Source organism: Thalassococcus arenae (assembly GCF_019104745.1).
GTDB lineage: Bacteria > Pseudomonadota > Alphaproteobacteria > Rhodobacterales > Rhodobacteraceae > Thalassococcus_B > Thalassococcus_B arenae.
The window spans coordinates 1,055,455-1,077,046 of the sequence record NZ_JAHRWL010000001.1; the positions used below are offsets into that span (position 1 = coordinate 1,055,455).

Annotated in this window: 18 protein-coding genes; 7 read left to right on the forward strand and 11 right to left on the reverse strand. The window is 64.3% G+C overall.

Translation table 11 applies throughout. From position 1 onward, the window contains the following. Positions 1-16 precede the first annotated feature (16 nt). From aceE to KUH32_RS05315, 4 genes are all read right to left on the reverse strand, one after another. Positions 17-2,671 carry a pyruvate dehydrogenase (acetyl-transferring), homodimeric type gene (gene aceE / locus KUH32_RS05300; RefSeq protein ID WP_217777003.1) on the reverse strand — a complete coding sequence of 885 codons (2,655 nt, stop codon included), beginning with the start codon at positions 2,669-2,671 and terminating at the stop codon, positions 17-19. Between the two features lie 243 nt (positions 2,672-2,914). Continuing rightward, positions 2,915-4,084, reverse strand: coding sequence for a DNA recombination protein RmuC (locus KUH32_RS05305; protein WP_217777004.1), 1,170 nt, complete (start codon positions 4,082-4,084; stop codon positions 2,915-2,917). Then, on the reverse strand, positions 4,081-5,910 hold the full coding sequence (mutL, locus tag KUH32_RS05310; RefSeq protein ID WP_217777005.1) for a DNA mismatch repair endonuclease MutL: 1,830 nt from the start codon (positions 5,908-5,910) through the stop codon (positions 4,081-4,083). The genes KUH32_RS05305 and mutL overlap by 4 nt, the downstream gene beginning before the upstream one ends. 294 nt (positions 5,911-6,204) lie before the next feature. After that, complete coding sequence (locus KUH32_RS05315) at positions 6,205-7,422, reverse strand: urate hydroxylase PuuD (RefSeq protein ID WP_217777006.1); 1,218 nt, start codon at positions 7,420-7,422, stop codon at positions 6,205-6,207. Positions 7,423-7,547: 125 nt separating this feature from the next. On the opposite strand from KUH32_RS05315, the gene KUH32_RS05320 reads away from it, so the two are divergent. After that, entirely contained in the window at positions 7,548-7,922 is a 375-nt protein-coding gene (locus KUH32_RS05320; protein WP_217777007.1) for a rhodanese-like domain-containing protein, read from the forward strand. A gap of 2 nt (positions 7,923-7,924) precedes the next feature. Here KUH32_RS05320 and KUH32_RS05325 read toward each other — a convergent pair whose 3' ends face one another. Next, positions 7,925-9,328 carry an aspartate aminotransferase family protein gene (locus KUH32_RS05325; protein WP_217777008.1) on the reverse strand — a complete coding sequence of 468 codons (1,404 nt, stop codon included), beginning with the start codon at positions 9,326-9,328 and terminating at the stop codon, positions 7,925-7,927. Between the two features lie 91 nt (positions 9,329-9,419). After that, complete coding sequence (locus KUH32_RS05330) at positions 9,420-10,094, reverse strand: GntR family transcriptional regulator (RefSeq protein WP_217777009.1); 675 nt, start codon at positions 10,092-10,094, stop codon at positions 9,420-9,422. Positions 10,095-10,241: 147 nt separating this feature from the next. Between KUH32_RS05330 and KUH32_RS05335 the strand changes: the two genes are divergently transcribed. The 5 genes from KUH32_RS05335 to KUH32_RS05355 all read left to right on the forward strand — a co-directional run bounded on the left by KUH32_RS05335 (position 10,242) and on the right by KUH32_RS05355 (position 15,766). Further along, the gene (locus tag KUH32_RS05335) at positions 10,242-11,324 is read left to right on the forward strand and encodes a polyamine ABC transporter substrate-binding protein (protein WP_217777010.1); all 1,083 of its coding nucleotides are present in this window, start codon (positions 10,242-10,244) and stop codon (positions 11,322-11,324) included. A gap of 79 nt (positions 11,325-11,403) precedes the next feature. Continuing rightward, positions 11,404-12,738 carry an ABC transporter ATP-binding protein gene (locus KUH32_RS05340; protein WP_217777011.1) on the forward strand — a complete coding sequence of 445 codons (1,335 nt, stop codon included), beginning with the start codon at positions 11,404-11,406 and terminating at the stop codon, positions 12,736-12,738. Between the two features lie 3 nt (positions 12,739-12,741). Then, positions 12,742-13,632, forward strand: a complete 891-nt coding sequence (locus KUH32_RS05345; protein ID WP_217777012.1) for an ABC transporter permease subunit — start codon at positions 12,742-12,744, stop codon at positions 13,630-13,632. Next, positions 13,629-14,447, forward strand: coding sequence for an ABC transporter permease (locus tag KUH32_RS05350; protein WP_217777013.1), 819 nt, complete (start codon positions 13,629-13,631; stop codon positions 14,445-14,447). The genes KUH32_RS05345 and KUH32_RS05350 overlap by 4 nt, the downstream gene beginning before the upstream one ends. After that, positions 14,444-15,766 carry an NAD(P)/FAD-dependent oxidoreductase gene (locus tag KUH32_RS05355; RefSeq protein WP_217777014.1) on the forward strand — a complete coding sequence of 441 codons (1,323 nt, stop codon included), beginning with the start codon at positions 14,444-14,446 and terminating at the stop codon, positions 15,764-15,766. The genes KUH32_RS05350 and KUH32_RS05355 overlap by 4 nt, the downstream gene beginning before the upstream one ends. Before the next feature lie 5 nt (positions 15,767-15,771). On the opposite strand, the gene KUH32_RS05360 is transcribed toward KUH32_RS05355, so the two are convergent. The 5 genes from KUH32_RS05360 to ilvD all read right to left on the reverse strand — a co-directional run bounded on the left by KUH32_RS05360 (position 15,772) and on the right by ilvD (position 20,463). Next, positions 15,772-16,686, reverse strand: coding sequence for a DMT family transporter (locus tag KUH32_RS05360; protein WP_217777015.1), 915 nt, complete (start codon positions 16,684-16,686; stop codon positions 15,772-15,774). 61 nt (positions 16,687-16,747) lie between these two features. Next, a complete protein-coding gene (locus KUH32_RS05365) occupies positions 16,748-17,125 on the reverse strand; it encodes a hypothetical protein (protein ID WP_217777016.1) in 378 nt (125 codons plus the stop codon). A 14-nt stretch (positions 17,126-17,139) separates the two neighbouring features. After that, the gene (locus tag KUH32_RS05370; RefSeq protein WP_217777017.1) at positions 17,140-17,913 is read right to left on the reverse strand and encodes a DUF6478 family protein; all 774 of its coding nucleotides are present in this window, start codon (positions 17,911-17,913) and stop codon (positions 17,140-17,142) included. Positions 17,914-18,024: 111 nt separating this feature from the next. Next, the gene (locus tag KUH32_RS05375) at positions 18,025-18,726 is read right to left on the reverse strand and encodes a dihydroxy-acid dehydratase (RefSeq protein WP_217777018.1); all 702 of its coding nucleotides are present in this window, start codon (positions 18,724-18,726) and stop codon (positions 18,025-18,027) included. Positions 18,727-18,729: 3 nt separating this feature from the next. Further along, on the reverse strand, positions 18,730-20,463 hold the full coding sequence (gene ilvD, locus KUH32_RS05380) for a dihydroxy-acid dehydratase (RefSeq protein WP_217777019.1): 1,734 nt from the start codon (positions 20,461-20,463) through the stop codon (positions 18,730-18,732). A gap of 187 nt (positions 20,464-20,650) precedes the next feature. Here ilvD and KUH32_RS05385 point away from each other — a divergent pair, with 187 nt between their 5' ends. After that, positions 20,651-21,592: a fatty acid desaturase family protein gene (locus tag KUH32_RS05385; RefSeq protein WP_217777020.1), complete on the forward strand. Its 942-nt coding sequence runs from the start codon at positions 20,651-20,653 to the stop codon at positions 21,590-21,592.

Below are 21,592 nucleotides of genomic sequence, written 5' to 3' on the forward strand. Positions count from 1 at the left end.
TCTCCTCGTTCCGCGCTTACACGAGCCGCGGGTTCGGCTTGCCGCCGTCGATGTCGTATTTTTTCAAAGCCGTCGCGACATCCTTTTCGGACACCGCGCCCTCGCGCCACAAGTCGACCATCGCCGCGGCGGCGATGTGGTTCGCATCAACCTCGAAGAAGCGCCGCAGGTTCACCCGGCTGTCGGACCGGCCGAAACCGTCGGTGCCCAGCACCGTGTAGCGGCCCGGCACGCAGGCACGGACTTGCTCGGCATAGTTCTTCATGTAGTCGGTGGCGGCGATGATCGGACCTTTGACGCCGTCCAACTGCCTGGCGATGTAGGACTTCTTTGGTTCCGCGAACGGGTTCAACCGGTTGAAGCGTGCCGCGTCCTGGCAATCGCGGGCCAGCTCGTTAAAGCTGGTGGCGGACCAGATGTCGGAAGTGACGCCGAAATCCGTCTCGAGCATCTCGGCCGCCTGCATCGCCTGCACCAGGATCGTTCCCGACCCCATCAGGTTGACGTGTTTCTTGCCCGGGCGGGTCGTCTTCTTCAGGCGATAGAGACCCTTGATGATGCCCTCTTCGGCGCCCATCGGCATTTCCGGGTGGCGGTAGTTCTCGTTCATCAGGGTCAGGTAGAAGAACACGTCTTCCTGATCCTCGAACATCCGCTTGAGCCCGTTCTGAACGATGACGGCAACCTCGTAGCTGAAGGTCGGATCATAGCTGATGCAGTTGGGGATCGTGCCGGCCAGGATGTGGCTGTGGCCGTCCTCGTGCTGCAGGCCTTCGCCGTTCAGCGTGGTGCGCCCGGCAGTCCCGCCCAGCATGAAGCCACGCGCGCGGCTGTCACCGGCAGCCCAGGCCAGGTCGCCGATCCGCTGGAACCCGAACATCGAATAGTAGATGTAGAACGGGATCATCGGCACGCCGTGGTTGCTGTACGCCGTGGCGGCGGCGATCCAGTCGGCCATGGCACCGGCTTCGTTGATGCCTTCCTGCAGGACCTGACCGTCCTTGCTTTCCTTGTAGAACATCATCTGGTCGGCGTCCTGCGGGGTATAGTTCTGCCCCAGCGGGTTGTAGATACCGACCGACCGGAACAGGCCTTCCATGCCGAAGGTGCGGCTTTCGTCGGGCACGATCGGCACGACGTTCTTGCCCACCTTCTTGTCGCGCAGCAGCGTGGTCAGGATGCGGACAAAGGCCATCGTCGTCGAAATCTCGCGGTCGCCGGTCGATTCCAGCTGTCCCTTGAACGACTCGAGCGGCGGCACTTCCAGCTTGGGTGCGACGGTGTTGCGTTTCGGGAACTCGCCCCCCAGAGCCTGGCGCTTTTCGGCCAGATAGGCCTTTTGCGCGTTGTTCAGCGTGACAAAGGGGATGTCCTTTTCAAGCTCTTCGTCGGTGACCGGGATCTGGAACCGGTCGCGCATCGCCTTGAGCTGGTCCAGCTGCATCTTCTTCTGCTGGTGGGTGGTGTTCTGCCCCTCACCGGCGGTGCCCATGCCATAGCCCTTGACGGTCTTGACCAGCAGGACGGTCGGCTGACCCTCGGCCTTTGTGGCGCGCAAAAACGCGTTGTAGACCTTCTTGGGGTCGTGGCCGCCGCGGCGCAGCGCCCAGATCTGATCGTCGGTCCAGTCTTCGACCAACGCCGCGGTTTCGGGATACTTGCCGAAGAAATGCTTGCGGATATAGGCGCCGTCCTTCGACTTGAACGTCTGGTAGTCGCCGTCGATGGTTTCGTCCATCAACTGGCGCAGCTTGCCGCTGGTATCCTTTTCCAGCAGTTCGTCCCAGCCCTTGCCCCAAAGCAGCTTGATGACATCCCAGCCCGAGCCGCGGAAATTGCCCTCGAGCTCCTGCACGATCTTGGAGTTGCCACGCACCGGGCCGTCCAGGCGCTGCAGGTTGCAGTTCACCACGAAGATCAGGTTGTCGAGCCCTTCGCGCGCGGCCAGTGCGATCGCGCCGAGCGATTCCGGTTCGTCCATCTCGCCATCGCCGAGGAAGGCCCACACCTTGCGGTCGGCGGCGTCGATCAGGCCCCGGTTGTGCAGGTACTTCATGAACCGTGCCTGGTAGATCGCCATCAGCGGACCCAGACCCATCGACACGGTCGGGAACTGCCAGTAATCCGGCATCAGCCATGGGTGCGGGTAGGACGACAAACCGCCACCCGAAACCTCGGAGCGGAAGTTTTCCAGCTGGTCGACGCTGATCCGGCCTTCCATGAAGGACCGCGCGTAGATGCCGGGCACAACGTGGCCCTGGAAGAAGACCAGGTCGCCACCATGGATCGCCGACTTTGACCGCCAGAAGTGGTTCAGTCCGATATCGTAGAGCGCCGCAGAGGATGCGAAGGACGCGATATGACCGCCATATTCGCTGCTTACCTTGTTGCGCTTGACCACGGTCGCCATGGCATTCCAGCGATTGATCGTGCGGATCCGCCATTCCATTTCGGTGTCGCCGGGGATGTCGACTTCGTCATCGGTGGAAATGGTGTTCTGATACGGCGTCGTCGCCGAAAAAGGCAGCTTGGCGCCCGCGGCGCGGGCCTGCTGCACGGCTTTGTCGAGCAGGTAGTGCGCGCGATCCGCGCCGTCGCGCAGGATGACGTCTTCGATAGCTTCCTGCCATTCCTGGGATTCGACCGGATCGATATCAGGCTGGTCCTTCATGAGTCCTCTTCCCTAAGGGCGCTGTTCGGCGCGTTGGTTGGTTTACCCTTAAACAAACAACCGATTCGCGCGAAGCTTCATCGGGTCAAATCACTATACCGGAGTTCGCCTCCGGAATTGAAACGCGGAATATCAGGCATGCTGACCTAGCGGCAGATGCCGCAGCGCAGAACCGCCATGCGCCTGACGCATGCCGGTTTGTTTAAGGCTAAACATTTCTGCAGCGCAGCGCGCGTTCCGCGGTCAGGATGACTTTGGCAGCTTGACGACGGAAGAGTCGCCGTCCTGCCCAAGCTCTTCGAAATCGAAGTTGTCCAGTCGCCGTGCGCGTCGACCTGCCTTGTCGGCGCTGATCTTGATATCGGCGATATCCTTGGCGGCCTGACCGAAATGCCGGTCCAGGCTATCCACGCGTGTGCCCAGTCGTTCCACATCCTGGAACAGCAACGCCAGTTCCCGGCGGATGGTTCCGGCCTGTTCGCGCATCCGCGCATCTTTGAGGATCGCACGCATCGTGTTCAGCGTTGCCATGCAGGTGGTCGGTGACACGATCCAGACCCGCGCTGCGAAACCGTCGCGAACGACTTCGGGAAAGTTGGCATGCAACTCGGCGTAGACCGCCTCTGAAGGCAGAAACATCAGCGCACCGTCGGCGGTTTCGCCTTCGATGATATACCGCTCGGAAATGTCGCGAATGTGTTTGCGGACGGCCAGGCGCAGCGCCTGCGCGGCGCGGTTCACTTGCTCCTGCGTCTCGGCCCGGCGCAGCGCCTCATAGGCTTCCAGCGGGAACTTGCTGTCGATTGCAATGGGGCCGGGCGGATTCGGCAGGTGGATCAGGCAATCCGCGCGACGACCGTTCGAAAGCGTCGCCTGGAAGGTATAGCTGTCCGATGGCAGGGCCTTTTGCACGATATCGTGCAACTGGATTTCTCCGAACGCACCGCGGGTCTGCTTGTTCGACAGGATGTCCTGCAGCGTCAACACATCGCCGGACAGCTTGGTGATGTTGTCCTGCGCCTTGTCTATGGCCACCAGCCGGTGCTGCAATTCCCCAAGCGATTGCGCGGTGCTGCGGGCCGAACCCGAAAGGTTCTCGGTCATCCGTTCCTGCACCTCGGCCAGGCGCCGCTCCATCAGTTGCAGCATCGCGCTCTGGCTTTGGGCCTGCGCCTCGGACACGTGGGTCAACCCGCCGGTCAGTCGTTCCTGCCCTTCTCCCAGCCCCTGCACACGCTGGCCCAGTTGCGCGATCTGATAGGCCAGGGGTTCGGCCAGGCGTGCCGACCGGCCTGCGGCGCGCACCGCAAGAATCAGCAGAATCAGAATGACGATCGATACTGCGGCCGCGGCGAGCGTGGCCAGCACCAGCGGGTCTTCGAGCGAGAACGAGGCGTTACCGACCTGGATCATGTGCGTCCGAACAGCCGTTCGATATCGGCCAGCTTGAGTTCGACATAGGTGGGCCGGCCGTGGTTGCACTGGCCGGAATGCGGCGTCGCTTCCATTTCCCGCAGCAGCGCGTTCATCTCTTCGGCGCGCATCCGGCGGCCCGAGCGGATCGACCCGTGGCAGGCCATGCGCGACAGGATCGCTTCGACCCGCGCCTGTACGCGGCTTGACTGGCCGAGATCGGCAAGGTCGTCGAGGATATCCTCGACCAGCTTGCGCGCGTCGACTTCGCCCAGGATCGCCGGGGTTTCGCGCACCGCAACGGCGCTGCCGCCAAAGGCTTCGACGGTCAGGCCCATCCGCGACAGGTCCTCGGCAGCGTCCAGCAACCGGGCGCGATCGTCCACCGAAAGGTCGACGATCTCGGGGATCAGCAGCGCCTGAGCGGCGACACCCTTTTCCGCCATCTGTCGTTTCAGCCGCTCATAAGCCAGGCGTTCGTGCGCCGCGTGCTGGTCGACGATGACCATGCCATCGGCTGTCTGGGCAATGATGTAGTTCTCGTGCACTTGTCCCCGTGCGGCACCCAGGGGCAACGTTTCTTGCGGGGCTGCATCTGTCCCGGGCGCATCCGGCTCGACCACTCGGCCGGAAAAATCCTGCGCCATCTCGGCAAAGCCGGGCGACGGCGACTGGTAAGGCGTCGGCCGCGCGCCCGAAAACGGGCGGTCCATCTGATAGATACGGGGCTGCGTCGGTTCAGGGCGCATCGCCCCCAGCGTACCCCCGGCGACCGTGGTCGAAGCCCGGTGCCCGGCCTCGGCCAGGGCATGGCGCAACGCGGTGACGATCAGTCCGCGCACCAGGCCCGGTTCGCGGAACCTCACCTGAGACTTGGCGGGGTGCACGTTGACGTCGACAAGTTGAGGGTCGCAATCCAGGAACAGCGCCACCGCCGGATAGCGATCGCGGCCGAGGAAATCGGCATAGGCCCCGCGCAACGCGCCAAGCAGCATCTTGTCGGCCACCGGGCGGCCGTTCACGAACAGGTATTGCGCCACCGCCGAGCCGCGGGAATAGGTCGGCAGGGCGGCATACCCGGTCAGGCGGATACCTTCGCGCGTGGCTTCGATGGCCAGTGCGTTTTCGATGAATGCCGTGCCCATGACCTTTGCCAGCCGTCCGCGCAGCGCGCCGAACAGATCGCCGGGCTCGGGGTCGGCCCGAAAGGTCTCGCGCGCTTCGCCGCCCGAGACATCGCGCAGGCTGAACCCGATGGCGGGCTCCGCCATGGCCAGCTTTCGCATCACGTCGCCGATGGCCTGGGTTTCGGCCCGGTCGGTGCGCAGGAACTTGAGCCGGGCGGGCGTGGCGAAGAACAAATCGCGCAGGGTGACGACCGTCCCCGCGTTCAAGGCACAGGGCCGGGTCGATCCGGGCCGGCCACCACTGACCGACAATTCCACCGCCTCGGCTCCGCGCGCGCGGCTCTGGATCGTCAGGCGTCCGACGGCACCCAGCGACGGCAGTGCCTCGCCCCGGAATCCGAAGGACCGGATGTTCAGCAGATCGGTGCCGTCTATCTTGGATGTCGCGTGGCGGGACAACGCAAGCGGCAAGTCGTCGGCGGTCATGCCGCAGCCATCGTCGGTGACCCGGATCAGCGTCTTGCCACCGTCCGCGATATCGACGGTGATACGCGACGCCCCGGCATCGATGGCGTTCTCGACCAGTTCCTTGACCGCCGAAGCGGGCCGTTCAACGACCTCACCCGCCGCGATCCGGTTGATCGCGGCTTCGTCCAACTGACGGATTACAGGGCGGATATTGGGGTCATGGGTCGTCATTCACCTACATCTAGCAGGCAAACCGCGATTCTGGAACGGAATATCGCGAAATGTTCTATCACGCAGCCGTAACACAGGCGCATAACTTTTGAACAAAAGTAGTATTTTTTAGGCAACAATATTGCGCTACAATTGCTTCACACAGGCAACTGTTATGAGTCTCGAGGCAGAACCATGCTCGTCCCACTGATCACCTACGAAACCATCGTCTCCGTATACGGGGAACCCTTCGCGCGGACCTGGTTCCGCCCGATTTCGTTGGTCAAAAGCCGGCGCTAGACCCCTAGCGCCCCATCATCCACCGGATGCCGAGCGATACCAATCGCGGATCGCGGCGCGTTCGGTCTGTTCCATCCAGGACAAATTGGCTGGCGGCATCGCGTGGCTCAGCCCTGACTGCAGATATATCTCGCGCGCGTGATGCGCGATCTGCGCCTCGGTCTCAAGATGAACACCCTTGGGCGCCCAGTGCAGCCCGTCCCAGGCCGGTTCCGCCGCGTGACACATCGAACACCGGCCCAGCACGATATCCGTGACCTCTGCAAATCCATCGGCCTGCGCAAAGCGCTGCGCGGTCGACGACAGCCGGGTCTCATCGCGCGCCAGAGGTGCCGTCGACAGCCAGACGATCAGCAGGAACAGCGCTGCCGTCGCGCCCCAGGTCCACCACGGCATCCCCTTGCGCGCATGCATCGAATTGAAGAAATGCCGGATCGTCACGCCCATCAGGAACACCAGGCTGGCGATCACCCAGTTCCAGTCGCTGGCGAAGGCCAGGGGATAGTGGTTCGACAGCATCAGGAAGATCACCGGCAAGGTCAGGTAATTGTTGTGGGTCGACCGCTGCTTGGCGATCTTGCCGTATTTCGCATCCGGTTTGCGCCCGGCGATCAGGTCGGCCACGACGATCTTCTGGTTCGGGATGATGATGAAGAACACATTGGCGCTCATGATCGTGGCGGTGAAGGCGCCCAGGTGCAGCAACGCGGCGCGGCCGGAAAACACCTGCGTATAGCCCCAGGCCATCGCCACCAGGACGACGAACAGCGCCAGCATCAGCCCGGTCTGGTTGGCGTCGACGAACAGCTTGCACAGCGTGTTGTAGATCACCCAGCCAAGCGCCAGCGACGCGATGGAAATCGCCACGGCTTGCCAAACGCCGAGGTCCATCACGTTGGGGTCGATCAGATAGAATTCGGCGCCCAGGTAGTAGACCACCGCCAACAGGGCGAACCCCGACAGCCAGGTCGAATAGCTTTCCCATTTGAACCAGACCAGCCCGTCGGGCATCGAAGCGGGTGCGACAAGGTATTTCTGCACGTGGTAGAACCCGCCACCATGCACCTGCCATTCTTCGCCATCGGCACCGGTGGCCAGGTTGCGATCACGGTGCAGGCCCAGATCAAGCGCGATGAAATAAAAGGATGAACCGATCCAGGCGATCGCGGTGATCACGTGCAGCCAGCGAATGGCGAACTCGGCCCAGGCGCCGAAAGCGGCAAGGTCATACATGGTGCAGCTCCTGCTTTGGGCCGGTGTAGCCGGTTGCGGCCCGCACCCACCAGACCCGAGCGCCGACAAGGTTGCAAGGCCCGCCGCGAATGCTCAGATTGAGGCGACGCAGACAGGAGAGCGCCATGAAAACCGAGACCGTCGGCACCGCGACATTTGAAACCTGGGATGTGGATGAGGTTGCCAGCGCGTTGGAAAAACGCGAGATCGTGCTGATCGACGTGCGCACGCCGCAAGAGTTCATGTTCGAACATATCCCCGGCGCGCTGCTGATGCCGATGTCGTTCTTCGATGCTCAGGCCCTGCCCGGCCAATCGGACAAGCGCATCGTCTTCCATTGCGGCTCGGGTGTCCGGTCGGAAAAGGTGGCACGCGCCGCGATCGAGGCCGGCTTTGACAGGATCGCCCATATGGGTGGCGGGATGGCGGCGTGGAAAGCCGCCCAGAAACCGCATATCGGGACCAACATGGCCACCGGCGCACCGCAGCGCGTCGACTGATCTCAGCCCCGTTTGCCGGCTTTCATCAACCCCTGTGCCTTGGCCTCGGCCATGGTCTCGTCCAGGCTCTGCCAGGCGCGTTCGATCAGGGTGTCGATCTCTTCGCGGCTGATGATGAGCGGTGGCGAAATGATCATCCGGTCATAGACGTGGCGCATCACGAGGTTGTTGTTGAAACAACGTTCCCGGCACAGGTAACCCACCGTCCCGGCGTCCGAGGCAAAGGGCGCGCGGGCGGCCTTGTCCGGTGTCAGCGCGATCGACCCCATCATGCCGACGATCTTGGCCTCGCCCACCATCGGGTGGTCGGTTAGCGTCTCGAACCGTTCCTTGAGATACGGCGCGGTTTCCTCGCGGACCCTGGTGACGATACCCTCTTCGTCGAGGATGCGCAGGTTTTCCAGCGCGACGGCACAAGCAACCGGGTGGCCGGAATAGGTGTAGCCGTGGTTGAATTCGGTCGCATCGATCACCTCGGCGACCTCGTCGCAGACGATGGACCCGCCGATCGGCTGGTAACCCGAGGACAGGCCCTTGGCGATCGTCATGATATGAGGACGAATGCCCATGGTTTGGCTGCCGAACCAGTTGCCGGTGCGACCGAAGGCGCAGATCACCTCGTCGGCGATCAGCAGGATGCCGTATTTGTCGACGATGCGCTGGATCTCGGGCCAATAGGTTTCCGGCGGGATGATGACGCCACCGGCGCCCTGGATCGGTTCTGCGATGAAGGCGGCAACCTTGTCAGGGCCAAGCTCTTCGATCGCCTCTTCCAGCTCGCGGGCGCGGGCCAGGCCGAATTCCTCGGGCGTCATGTCGCCGCCTTCCAGCCACCAGTTGGGCTGGTTGATATGGTGGATGCCGGGGATCGGCATGCCGCCCTGTTCGTGCATCCCCTTCATGCCGCCCAGGCTGCCCGACCCGACGGTCGAGCCGTGATAGCCGTTCCAGCGGCTGATGATGATCTGCCGCTCGGGCTGACCCTTTTCGGACCAATACGTCCTGACCATGCGGAGATTTGTATCGTTCGCTTCGGAACCCGATCCGGCGAAGAACACGTGGTTCAGGTCGCCCGGCGCCAATTCGGCCAGGCGTTGCGCCAGCGCCAGCGCCGGTATGTGGGTGGTCTGGAAAAAGGTGTTGTAGAACGGCAATTCCAGCATCTGGCGATGCGCCGCATCGGCCAGTTCGGTCCGGCCGTAGCCGACATTGACGCACCACAACCCGGCCATCCCGTCCAGCATCCGGTTGCCGTTGCTGTCGGTCAGCCAGCAGCCGTTCGCACGGGTGATGACCCGCGCGCCCTTGTCCGCCAATCCCTGATTGTGGGTGAACGGATGCATGTGGTGTGCGGCGTCGATGCGCTGCAATTCGGCGGTGGGCGTATTGGGCGAAAGAACAGACATGAAACGGCCTCCGGGCAGGTATGGCGCGAGAATATGATCAAATTGTGCGCTGTCAATCGAATCGGCAGAAGCGATCAAGAACAGCGCCGGATCAAGGCAAAAGGTCCGGCAGCGACTGAACCATCATGTCCATGCCCTGGTGGATGTCCTCTTCGACCGCCTGCGCGGCAGCTTGCGCGTCGGCTGCGGACAGGGCGGCGACGATGTCCTTGTGGCGGTCCGGCAGCGCCCGCGTCCCGGTCTGTCCGCAGACGACGCGCAAGCTGGGGCCGAACCGCAACCACAGCGACGCGGACAGTGACGCAAGGATCGGTGCATCGGCAATCGCGTTCAGCCCCTGGTGAAAGGCATGGTTTTCGCGCAGGTATCCGCCTACATCGCCCTTGCGGATCGCGGTATCGAGCCGCGCATCCGTCGCCTGGAGCGTCTCGAGATCATCCCGCGAGGCGCGTTTTGCCGCCTTCTCGGCCAGGCGCGGTTCCAGCAGGAGCCGGGCGAGGCGCAATTCTTCGAGGGCCGCGGCATCCAGAACCGGGACAACGATCCGCCTGTTGTCTTGCGCTTTCAAGGCGCCCTCGGCAGTCAGACGGCGCAATGCCTCGCGGATCGGCGTCATGCCCAGGCCGGTGACTTCGATCAAGCCCTGGATGGTGACCGAATCACCCGGCGCCAACGCGCCGAAAAGCACGAGGTCACGCAGCGTCCGATAGGCCGTCTCATGAGCCGGAAGGCCCGATCCGGTCGAAAGAGCTGCCGATTTGTTCACCGAAGGCCTCCGGTTGCCCCGCCGCCTTTCCGACGCGTCTTGCACAGGGTCGCGGCGCGTGGAAACATCGCGCAAGTTGCCGGACAAGGCAATGTTTGATCAAAAACGAATACGCAGGGCGCCGGCCCTGTCCAACGGGAGCACGAGATGAAACCACTCACGAGCATGACTGCGGTCCTCGCAACAGCGGCGACCTTCGCTGCCGCCGAAGAGGTCCGGGTCTACAACTGGTCGGACTATATCGACGAAAGCCTGCTTGAAAAGTTCGAAGCCGAGACCGGGATCGACCTGATCTACGACGTATTCGACAGCAACGAGGTTCTGGAAACCAAGATGCTGGCCGGCGGTTCGGGCTATGATGTCGTGGTGCCCACCGGCACCTTTTTGCAGCGCCAGATATCGGCCGGCGCGTTCCAGAAGCTGGACATGTCGAAGCTGCCGAACGCGGTCAACCTCTGGGACGTCATCTCCAAGCGCACGGCGGTCTATGATCCGGGCAACGAATACTCGATCAACTACATGTGGGGCACCACCGGGATCGGCGTGAATGTCGGCAAGGTGACCGAAGTGCTGGGCGAAGGCGCACCGATCAACAGCCTGGCGATGATCTTCGATCCGGCCAACATGGAAAAACTGGCCACGTGCGGCGTGCATCTGATCGACGCCCCGGTCGAAGTCGTTCCGGCCGCGCTTGCCTATTCCGGGCTTGACCCGGACCGGAAGGACGACGAGGCACTGGCCAAGGCCGAAGAGGTGCTGATGGCCGTGCGCCCCTATGTGCAGAAGTTCCACAGCTCGGAATACATCAACGCGCTGGCCAACGGTGACATCTGCGTGGCGTTCGGCTGGTCCGGCGACATCCTGCAGGCGCGCGACCGTGCGGCCGAGGCCGATAACGGGGTCGAGATCGCCTATAACGCGCCCAAGGAAGGCGCGCTGATGTGGTTCGACCAGATGGCGATCCCGGTGGACGCGCCGAACCCCGAAGCCGCGCACGTGTTCCTGAATTTCATCATGGACGCGCAGAACATGGCGGCGGCATCGAACTATGTCTATTACGCCAACGGCAACAAGGCATCGCAGGAATTCCTGGTCGAGGACGTGATCGGCGATACCGCGATCTACCCGGATGCCGAGGCGCTGGATCGCCTGTATACCACGACGCCGTTCCCGCCCAAGGAACAGCGCACCCTGACGCGGCTGTGGACCAAGGTGAAATCGGGTACCTGATCCGATCATTTGCGGGGCGGTCGTGCTATGCGGCCGCCCCCCGTTATTTCCGCAGCGCCCAGGATGGAGACCGCCAGCCATGGTCAATTCCGCTGAATTCGCCCCCTGGAACGACCCGTCGGTCGAACCGCTGATCCGCTTTCAGAACGTCACCAAACGGTTCGGCGACTTCACCGCGATCGACAACCTGACGCTGGATATCTACGAACAGGAGTTCTTTGCCCTGCTCGGCCCATCGGGCTGCGGCAAGACCACGATGATGCGGATGCTGGCGGGGTTCGAGGAACCGACCGAGGGCCATATCCAGCTGGCGGGCAAGAACATCGACGGGGTGCCGCCGAACAAGCGTGCGGTGAACATGATGTTCCAGAGTTATGCGCTTTTTCCCCACCTGTCGGTCTGGGACAACATCGCTTTCGGGCTGCGCCGCGAAAGCCGCGACAAGGATGCCATCGCAGCCCGCGTCGACGAAATGCTGCGCCTGACCCGGCTGGAGAAGTTCGCCCATCGCAAGCCGCACCAGATCTCCGGCGGCCAGCGCCAGCGCGTGGCCCTGGCACGGTCGCTGGCCAAGGCGCCGAAGCTGCTGCTGCTGGACGAACCGCTGGGCGCGCTGGACCGCAAGCTGCGCGAGGAAACGCAGTTCGAGTTGATGGACATCCAGGAAAAGACCGGCACGACCTTCGTGATCGTCACCCATGACCAGGAAGAGGCGATGACGGTGGCGAGCCGGGTCGCGGTGATGGATGAGGGCCGGATCGTGCAGGTCGCCACGCCCGAAGTGATCTACGAGGCGCCGAATTCGCGCTACGTCGCGGATTTCATCGGTGACGTGAACCTGATCGAAGGCACCGCCTACAAGCGCGCCGGAAGCAAACCCGCGGCACCCGTCAAGACCGCCGAACCCGAAACGGACAGCGGCGAACGCAAGCCGATGCCCAACGCTCTGGGCGAATGGCTGCATGACACCGTGCTCAGCCCGATACTCGGCCCGCGCGAAACCGGAGACCAGGCCAGGCTACCGGCACCGGACGCCAGTTCGGGCACCGCCCAGACGGCGTCGATCACCATTGCCGGCGGCGGGATCGAAATTGCATGGGCCGAAGGCCAGCCCCGGCTTATCGCGTCGAACGGGGCGGCGGAACTGGATGGCAGGCCGGTCACGCTGGCCCTGCGCCCGGAGAAGATCACGATTGCCAAGGACAAGCCCAACGCCGCCAATGCGCTGCGCGGCAAGGTCGTCGATATCGGCTATCTGGGCAACCTTTCGACCTATCATGTCGAACTGGATGGCGGCGGCATGATCAAGGCGCAGATGACCAACACGCGGCGGATCGCGCGGCGCGACATCACCTGGAACGATGCGGTCTGGGTCAGCTTTACCGACACCGCCGGTGTCGTGCTCGAGACCTGACCGATGCGCCGCTGGATCCTGATCGCCGTCCCTTACATCTGGCTGCTGGCACTGTTCCTTGTGCCGTTCCTGATCGTTCTCAAGATCTCGCTGTCGGATACGGCGCTGGCGCGCCCGCCCTATTTTCCGCAGCTTGACCTGTCCGAGGGCTGGGCGGGCATCCGCGCTTTCCTGTCCGAGCTGGATTTCGAGAATTTCGCCTTTCTGGCCAGCGACGACCTGTATTGGAAAGCGTATCTGAGTTCGGCCCAGATCGCGGCGATCTCGACTTTGCTGACGCTGCTGGTGGGGTATCCCATCGCCTACGGCATGGCGCGCGCAGCACCGGAATGGCGCCCGACCCTGTTGATGCTGGTGATCCTGCCGTTCTGGACCAGCTTTCTGATCCGGGTCTATTCCTGGATGGGCATCCTGTCGACCGAAGGGGTTCTCAACCAGTTCCTGATGGCTCTGGGGATCATTTCGGCGCCGCTGACCATCCTCAACACCAACACCGCGGTCTATATCGGCATCGTCTACACCTATCTGCCGTTCATGATCCTGCCGATCTACGCGGCGCTGGAAAAGCTGGACGAGTCGCTGATCGAGGCGGCCGAAGACCTTGGCTGTTCGCGTGCCAAGGCGTTCTGGCTGATCACCGTGCCGCTGTCGCGCAACGGGATCATCGCAGGGTGTTTCCTGGTCTTCATTCCCGCCCTGGGCGAATTCGTCATTCCGTCGCTGCTGGGCGGCTCGCAGACGCTGATGATCGGCAAGGTGTTGTGGGAGGAATTCTTCTCGAACCGCGACTGGCCGGTGGCCTCGGCGGTGGCGGTCATCCTGCTGTTGATCCTGATCGTGCCGATCATCCTGTTCCAGCGGAACGAGCAGCGCGCGAGAGAGGCGGACCAATGAGACGGTTTTCCTGGTTCAACGCCACGTCGCTGACGCTGGGCTTTGCCTTTCTCTACCTGCCGATGATCATCCTGGTCATCTACAGCTTCAACGAGTCGCGGCTTGTCACCGTCTGGGCCGGTTTCTCGACCAAGTGGTATGGCGAGCTGTTCCGCAACGAAGAGTTCCTGGATGCCGCATGGGTGACGCTGCGGGTGGCGTTCTTTTCCTCGACCCTGGCCACCGTGCTGGGCACGATGGCGGCCTATGTGCTGGTGCGCGCCGGTCGCTTTACCGGCCGGACGCTGTTTTCGGGAATGATCTATGCGCCACTGGTCATGCCCGAGGTCATCACCGGCCTGTCGCTGCTGCTGCTCTTCATCGGCATCAACCTGGACCGCGGAATCCTGACCATCGTGCTGGCGCACACCACCTTTGCCATGTGCTACGTGTCGGTCGTTGTATCCTCGCGCCTGACCGGCTTTGACCAGTCGCTGGAAGAGGCGGCGCTGGATCTTGGTGCCTCGCCGTTCGAGGCGTTCCGCCTGGTGACGCTGCCGATCATCGCACCGGCGGTGATTTCAGGCTGGCTGCTGGCCTTCACCCTGTCACTGGATGACCTGGTCATCGCGTCCTTCACCTCGGGGCCCGGCGCCACCACCCTTCCGATCAAGATCTTTTCGGCGGTTCGGCTGGGCGTCAGCCCCGAGATCAACGCGCTTTCGACGATCATGATCGGCCTGGTGACGGTGGCGGTGATCACCGCATCGCTGATTTCCAAGCGCGCGGCGGTGAACCAGGCACGCGATATGCAGGCCGCCGAACGGGCTGCATGATCCGGATCTACGAGCCCGCCGCCTATGGCCCGCAGGGCCGCTGCTGGTGGGCCGACACCGTCGCTGGGGACCATTGGCCCAGTATCGACGGGGACATGACCGCGGATGTCGCGGTCATTGGCGGCGGGTATACCGGCCTGTCCGCGGCGCTGCACCTGGCCGAGGGCGGGGCGTCGGTTGCCCTGCTGGAAGCGGAACATCCCGGCTGGGGCGCATCGGGCCGCAATGGCGGGTTCTGCTGCCTGGGCGGGGCGAAGGCCAGCGACACCGCGCTGCGCAAGCGTTTCGGCGCAGACGGGCTGGCCCGGTGGAAGACGACGAAGATCGACGCGATCCGGACGGTCGAAGCTCTGATCGACCGTTTCGGCATTCAGGTCGACCGGCATTCCGTCGGCGAAACCCTGTTGGCCCACGCGCCCCGTGCCTGGCGGCAAATGCAGGCAGATGCCCGACAGATCGCGGACAAGACGCAAGGCTACGGCGTGTCGCCGCAACTGATCGGCCGCGACGCGCTGCGCGATCACGGCCTGGGCGGCGATTGGTACGGCGCGCTGACGATCCCGCTGGGCTTTGCATTGAACCCGCGCAAGTATCACGCCGGCCTTGCACAGGCCGCGCTGCGTGCCGGTGCCCGCCTTTTCGCCGGCAGTCCGGCAACCGCTGTGCTGCCGGAACGCGCGGGATGGCGGGTCGTCACACCGACCGGGGGTGTGCTGGCCGGGCGCGTTGTCGTGGCGACCAACGGCTATTCGTCCGAAGACATCCCCGACTGGCTGCGCGGCCGTTATCTGCCGGCGCAATCCAGCGTGATCGTCACGCGGCCGCTGAGCGAAGGCGAACAGGCGGCACAAGGGTGGACCAGCGCACAGATGGCTTACGATTCCCGCAGGCTGCTGCATTATTTCCGGCTGATGCCCGATGGACGGTTCCTGTTCGGGATGCGCGGCGGCCTGCGGGCCACACCGCGCGCGCAGGCGGCGATTTCGCACAAGATCCGGGCCGATTTCGCGCGGCTGTTTCCGGCCTGGGCGGATGTGGAGATCACCCACGAATGGTCCGGGCTGGTCTGCCTGATGCCTGAACTCAGACCGTTCGTGGGTCCGGTGCCCGACCATCCGGGACTGTTCGCCGCGCTTGGCTATCACGGCAACGGAGTGGCAATGGGCAGCCATGCGGGCAAGCTGGTGGCCGCAACGGTTCTGGGGCGCAACGACGTTCCCGCCGTCATGGCCGCACCGCCGGGCCGGTTCCCGTTGGGGCGGTTTCGCCGCGCCCTGTTGCGCCCGGCCTATTGGCTGGCCGAAGCCTTTGATCTCTGAGCGGCTCAGCCCTGCGGGGTCAGGCCGGGACGTGCCTTGCCGCGCTTCAGGCCCAGTTGGCGTTCGCGCCAGATGATCAGGATGCCAGCCGCGACGATCACCGCCGAGCCGGTCAGCACCGATCCGCCCGGCACCTCGTCGAACACGGCGTATCCGATGATGATGGCGAAAAGGATCGAGGCATAATCGAACGGTGCAAGCAGCGCCGCCTCGGCACCGCGATAGGCCGAGGTCAGCAGGATCTGCGCCACGCCCCCGATCAGCCCGGCGCCCACCAGCATCGCCGCCGAAGCCGGGTCGGGAACGGTCCAGCCGAAGGGGATCGTCAGCAAAGAGGCCAGCGTCGCGGTCAGCGAGAAATAGAACACGATGGCCGAGGTTTGTTCGGTCTGCACCAGGCGGCGGATGTGGATCTGTGCCAAGGCGCGCAGGGCGGCAGAAATCAGCACCAGCGCGACACCCAGCTGCGCCGAGCTGGTGACAGAGTCGAGCGTCAGCCGCGGCCAAAGCACGATCGCGACACCCGCAAGGCCCAGGATCACCGCCGATATGCGGAAGACCCGCAGCCTTTCGCCCAAAAGGAACGCGGCGAAGATCACCGTCATCAGCGGCGCGGCATAGCCCAGGGCCGTGACCTCGGGCAGCGGCAGAAGGCCCAGGGCGGCGAAACCGCAGATCATCGAAGACACGCCGATCACGCCGCGCCAGACATGGCCCAGCGGCCGCTTGGCCCTGAGCCCGGTCGCCAGATCGCCGCGCCAGGCCAGCCACAGCACGATGACCGGCAGCGCAAAGAACGATCTGAAGAACACCGCCTCGCCCGGCGGCACGACATCCGCTGTCGCCTTGATGAAGGACGCCATGATCGTGAACAGCAGCACCGCGCTGAGTTTGAAGGCGATGCTGGGCAGCGGCGACATGAATGCTCCTGGAAACCGGAGCCGCAGGGTGGCGCGGTGCCGGTCAGGCGTCAATCCCGGGTCACATGGTTTCCAGGCAATGGCGGCGGAAGGCGCGTTTCAGCATGTCGAGCTCAGCGCGCAGCAGATCGACCTCGGTGCGGATGTCGTCATCCAGCACCTCGCCCGCCATCAGGGTAAAGCTGTCAAGAACGCTGTCCGCGGCCGCGTCGAGGATGAGAAAGGTCTGCACGCCGTCGCCCACGGCCTCGATCGGCACCGGCACTTCGACCACCCAACGGCCCGGTTCGGACGTTTCGGTCACCGTGACGCCCCGGACCGACTGGTCGCGCAGGGTCACCGCGATCTCGGGTGGCGGCGCCTCGGCATCCCTGGTTACCAGCAGACCTTCCCAGCTGCCTTCCTTGAAGCGGGTCTTGGTCAGGTGATACGCGCTCATTCCCGTCCCCATGGTCACAGCTCGGCGCGCTTGCGCCGGCTCAAGGTCAGGTCCCGCAGGATGATCTGGTTCATCTGCGGCCCTTCGAAGATCAGGTCCAGCCACATCCGTTCGACCCGTTTTTCGTTCAGCTTGGTATAGGCCAGGTCGAACTCCACGACGACATCGTCCTGGTGCAGCGGCAATTCGCGAACCACCTGTTCGGTATTCGGCCCGTGCTTGATGTTCAGCCTCGCGAATATCTCGATGCGCTTTTCCATCTCCAGGATGGTGTTCAGCCGGATCAGATGCTTGCGCTTCAGCCCCTGGCTCGCGATTTCGGGCAGATCGACCGCCAGCGACAGGTAGGAGCCGTCGAACTTGAACACGTCCAGCCGCAGGCCGAAGGCGGCCAGATCCGCTTCGCGCATGTTGCGCAGCTGGCGGAGCGTGATCTCGGAATGCGCGCAGTCGTGGAACAGCGTCACCTCGTTGCCCAACATCGATTTCGACTGCACCGAACTCAGACCCGGCACCGGCAGCGGGCCGCACCACAATTCCGGGCGCCAGGCCCAGTCGGCATCATGCGGACGCGGAAAGCTCTGGTTGCCCAGCACCGGCAGGGCGAGGCGGTTGTCGGCGACATGGATCAACTGGTCGAGATGAGTCTTCAGCCGCCGCGCGCGCGCGCGCTGCGCGCGCAGCTCGGGAAGGTCGGTTTCCTTTGCGGCCCGAGCCGCACGTGCCCAGCGGCGCAACGCGGCGGCGTGCATCGTGCGGTCGATCAAACCCTGTTTGTCGCCTGCCATCTCGTGTGCGTCCCGCGCCCCTCGTGCCCCAAGTCTTCGCGGCGTTGCCCCGCGATTGACTTACTATTGCAAATCTTAACGCCCGAATAAACGGTTGAGTGACATGCCGGTCTACCGCGTTTCGGTTGATGCGTCCTGGTCGCTCGAACCCTTGCTCAATGCGGCGATCCGGGCGCGAACCGCGCGCAACAGCGTGCCGCCGCTGTCGCCCGACAGGATCGGATGCCCTTTCGGCGCATAGAGGGCCAGTCCGACGATGCGATCGCCCTGCACGAAGGCGCCGCGCCAGTGCCGGGGGTCGCCATCGGGAAACAGCGCATCACCCCCTGTCGCCAGATGCGCGAGACGCACGCCGTCACGGTCGTATCGGCCGATCAGCGGGGCGCCAAGCTCTGCGGCGATGGTTTCGGGGCTGGGCAAATCCTGCACCGCGCCGCGCCCGCCCGCCGTCACCGTCACGACAGCCGGCGCCACGATGTCGCCGGTCTGACCGCGCGACAGGATATTGCAGCTGGCGATCATCGCGAAACCGCGTCCACCGCGGCTGGTCAGCGTGCGCTGGTCGACGCAATAGCCCGGAGGACCGGCCACCACCACGTCGCCACCCAGCAGGCTGGCCTGCTCGAGCGGTTTCAATGCGATGGACCGCGCACGGTCATCGGCGGCCGGTTTGCGTTCGAACAGGCCGGCCAGGCCGCCGCTTGCGGGGCCTGAAGCGGCGAGTTGCGGCGGCGTGGCGGTCTCGGGCAGCTCGGCGCAGGCGCCGAGCCCCAGTCCGATGCCGATCAGCGCGCCCGCGACCGCAACCCGCATCGTTCAGAGATCCGCGTAGACATGCTTTTCTGCCTCGGCGCCGGGATGGGTGACCGCGCCCTTGTAGGTCTCGCCGACAAGCTGGGCGTATTTCCACAGCGCGCCCGAGGCATAGATCGTGTCGCGTGGGCCTTTCCATTCCGCCTTGCGGGCGGCCAGTTCCTCGTCCGACAGGGCGACCGACAGTTCGCCCTTGATCGCGTCGAGGGTGATCATGTCGCCGTCGCGCAGCAACGCGATGGGGCCGCCATGCGCGGCTTCGGGGCCGACATGGCCAACGCAGAAGCCACGCGTCGCGCCGGAAAAGCGGCCATCGGTGATCAGCGCCACCTTCTTGCCCATGCCCTGGCCGGACAGCGCCGCCGTGGTGGCCAGCATCTCGCGCATGCCGGGGCCGCCGGCGGGGCCCTCGTTGCGGATGACGATCACCTCGCCTTCCTTGTAGGCGCGGCTCTTGACCGCCTCGAAGGCGTCTTCCTCGCATTCGAAGACACGCGCCGGACCGGTGAAGCGCTGTTCGTCCTCGGTCATGCCGGCGACCTTCACGATGGCGCCTTGCGGAGCGAGGTTGCCTTTCAGACCGACGACACCGCCGGTCTTGGTGATCGGCTTTTCGATGGGATAGATCACACGGCCGTCGGCTTCGCGGGTGATCTTGTCCAGTTCCTCGCCGATGGTGTTACCGGTGGCGGTGATGCAATCCTCGTGGATCAGACCCGCCTTGCGCAGTTCCTTCATCACGACCGGCACGCCGCCCTGTTCGTACAAGTCCTTGGCCACGTATTGGCCGCCGGGCTTGAGATCGACGAAATAGGGGGTGTCGCGGAAGATCTCGCAGACATCGTCGAGGAAGAAGTCGATCCCGGCCTCGTGCGCGATGGCGGGAAGGTGCAGCCCGGCATTGGTCGAACCGCCGGTGCAGGCCACCACGCGGGCGGCGTTCTCAAGCGATTTGCGGGTGACGACATCGCGGGCGCGGATGCGCTTTTCCAGCAGGTCCATCACGGCACGGCCGGATGCTTCGCCATAGGCGTCGCGGCTTTCGTAAGGTGCCGGCGCTCCCGACGAATTGGGCAGGGCCAGGCCGATCGCTTCGGACACGCAGGCCATGGTGTTGGCTGTGAACTGGCCGCCGCAGGCACCGGCCGACGGGCAGGCCACGCGTTCGAGAATTTCCAGCTCGGCATCGGTGTAGTTCCCGGCCTGGTGCTTGCCCACCGCTTCGAACACGTCCTGCACGGTGACATCCTGGCCGTTCAGCCGCCCCGGCAGAATCGACCCGCCATAGATGAAGACAGACGGCACGTTCAGGCGCACCATGGCCATCATCATGCCCGGCAGCGACTTGTCGCAACCCGCCAGGCCGACGATCGCGTCGTAGCAATGGCCGCGCATCGTCAGTTCGACGGTGTCGGCGATCGCCTCGCGCGAGGCCAGCGACGAGCGCATGCCTTCGTGCCCCATCGCGATACCGTCGGTCACGGTGATCGTCGTGAATTCGCGCGGGGTGCCGAAGGCCTGCTTGACCCCCATCTTGACCGCCTGCGCCTGCCGGTTCAGCGCGATGTTGCAGGGCGCGGCCTCGTTCCAGCAGGTGGCCACGCCGACCAGCGGCTGGTGGATCTCTTCTTCGGTCATGCCCATCGCGTAATAGTAGGACCGGTGCGGTGCCCGCGCGGGGCCCTCGGTCACGTGGCGGCTGGGCAGTTTGGACTTGTCGAAGGGGCGCTTGAGCATGCTGGCTTCTCCCGGAAATGCGTTGGATCGGGAATAGCGAAGGGGCGGGGAGGGCACAAGCGTCTCGCGTTTTCGGGGGCTCTGCCCCCGCCGCCGCAAGCGGCGGCTCCCCCGGGATATTATTCGCCAGATGAAGCGGATCGTCGGTTCTGCATCGCCAGCCGCGCGTGATGTGGTAAAATGCGGCATGACACCCGGCAAAGCCTTTCTGACCTCTGATGAAATCCGCAGCCTTTCGGCGCGCTCGGACCTTTGGGGCGCTTGGCTGGTGGTGCATTGCTGGGGGCTGATCCTGGGATCGGTGGCGCTGTTCGCGCTGTGGCCGAACCCGCTGACATTCCTGCTGGCCGTGGTGGTGATCGGCTCGCGGCAGCTGGGCCTGGCGATCCTGATGCACGAAGCCGCGCATAACGCACTGTTCAAGACGCGCTGGATGAACGAATTCGCCGGCGACTGGTTGTGCGGGCGCCCGATCCTGGCGGACCTGCCGGAATACCGGCGGTACCACCTGACCCACCACCGCTATACGCAATCCGACCGAGACCCCGACCTGCGCCTGTCGAAACCCTTTCCTACCACCCGCGCGTCGCTGCGGCGCAAGCTGATCCGCGACATCACCGGCCAGACCGGGATCAAGCAGCGCGCCCAGCAGATCGCCTTTGCCTTCAGGATGGCGGGCGAGGTCGAAGGGCAGCCTTCGGCGCAGGACCTGGCCCAGGCGTTTTCCGGCCCGGTACTGGGCAAGGCCATCGTCGCCAACGCGGTGATCCTTGCGCTGTTCTGGGCGATCGGTGCCTGGTGGTTCTGGCTGGCCTTCTGGGTGCTGCCGCTGCTGACCTGGTTCCAGCTGGTCCTGCGCGTGCGCAACATCGCCGAACATGGCGCGGTGGCGTTTTCGGACGACCCTTTCCGCAATACCCGCACGACGCTGGCCAGCCCGCTGGAGCGGTTGCTGCTGGCGCCCTACTGGGTCAATTACCACCTCGAGCACCACCTGGTGATGCACATCCCCGCCCACAACCTGCCCCGCTTGCACGCGATGCTGAAGGCCAAGGGGCTGGGCGACCGGATGACGGTCGCACCCGGCTATCTGGACGTGCTGCGGCAGGCTTCGACGCGCCCGGCATGA